This window comes from Mycolicibacterium komossense, assembly GCF_025822605.1.
Lineage (GTDB): Bacteria > Actinomycetota > Actinomycetes > Mycobacteriales > Mycobacteriaceae > Mycobacterium > Mycobacterium komossense.
Genome location: NZ_JACKTY010000054.1, coordinates 1 through 1,384, shown reverse-complemented (window position 1 = coordinate 1,384; position 1,384 = coordinate 1). Strand labels below are relative to the sequence as shown.

Here is a 1,384-nt window from a genome sequence, read left to right as displayed (position 1 = left end):
TAGGCGATCAGCCGCATGACATCGGTTTGCCCGATCGCCAGGATGGCGCCGTACACGATTCCGATCACCGCGAGCGTGATGATGAAGGGCCGGAACAGCGTCGAGGCGTCGGGGAACAGCTGCAGGCAGTAGCGCAGCATGCCGAAGGTCCCGACCTTGTCGACGACGGCCATCATCAACACCGCGGTCACCGGGGTGGCTTCCGCGGCCGCACCGGGCAGCCAGGTGTGAAACGGCCACAGCGGCAACATGAAGCCGAGGAACAGGGCGTTCATGATGGCGGGGTTGACGCCGAGCTGGCCGCTGGAGACCGCGGCGACGATCGCGCGGAAGTCGAACGTGCCAGACCCGAACATCGTGCTGCGCGCCGTGACGACATACAGTCCGATGACCGCGGCAAGCATGACCAACCCGCTGAACAACCCGTACAGCAGGAACTTCAACGCCGCCCGAGCACTCCCTGTAGAGCCGAAGGCACCGATCAGGAAGTACATCGGGACCAGCATCGCCTCGAAGAATACGAAGAACAGCAACACGTCCAGCGCGATGAGCGATACCAGGACCGTCGACTCCACCACGAGGATCAGGGCGATATAGGCCCGCGGGGACGTGGTGTCGTTCCAGCCGGCGAGCAGCAGCACCGGCACGAGTACCGCGGCCAGCACGACCAACGCAAGAGCGATACCGTCCACGCCAAGGAGGTAGCCGGCGCCGAATGCCGGGATCCACCGGTGATGTTCGGTGAATTGGTATTGTGCCCCAACGGGATCGAACCAAGTGACGATAGTCAGGGTCACGGCGAGCGTTATCAACGCGACCGACAGCCCGACGGATTTCGCCAGCGCGCGACGGTGCACCGGTACCACCGCGACGGCGCCGGCACCCGCCAGGGGCACCAGCCAGAGGACGGTCAGGATCGGGAACCCGGTCACGATAGCCGGACCGCTGCCAGGCCGCCGAGCACCGCCGTGGCCCCGACGAAGATGGCCACCGCATACGAGCGGGCGAAGCCGTTCTGCAACAGTCGTATCCGCATCGACAGCGCACCGATGACACGTGGGACCGCTTCGACGAAGCCGTCGACCCCCTGAACATCTACGATGTGTAATACATGAGAAAGCCGTCGGCCCGGCACCATCAGGAGCCGTTCATTGAGTACATCGCCGTACAGGTCGTTGCGGGCCGCGAAAACCGGGAGCGAGACCCATTCAGAGGGTACAGCTTTCACGGTTCGGGTGGCGTACATCCGGTAGGCGGTGGCGATGCCGGTGGCGACGGCGGTCAGCGTGAGGGTGGTCAGTGTCCAGATGGGGGTGGGGTGCTGGGTGTCGGGGACGGCGCCGACGACGGGGGCGAGCCAGTGCTCCAGGGTGCCGCCGATGGC

At 65.2% G+C, this 1,384-nt stretch carries 1 protein-coding gene and 1 pseudogene; both read right to left on the bottom strand.

All coding sequences use genetic code 11. The annotated features are described in order from the left end of the window. A partial coding sequence (locus H7J73_RS33245) for an NADH-quinone oxidoreductase subunit M (protein ID WP_264072125.1) occupies positions 1 to 935 on the bottom strand: 935 nt, incomplete at its 3' end. After that, positions 929 to 1,384: pseudogene (locus tag H7J73_RS33240) on the bottom strand (NADH-quinone oxidoreductase subunit L); the annotation flags it as partial. The pseudogene H7J73_RS33240 and the gene H7J73_RS33245, both read right to left, overlap by 7 nt.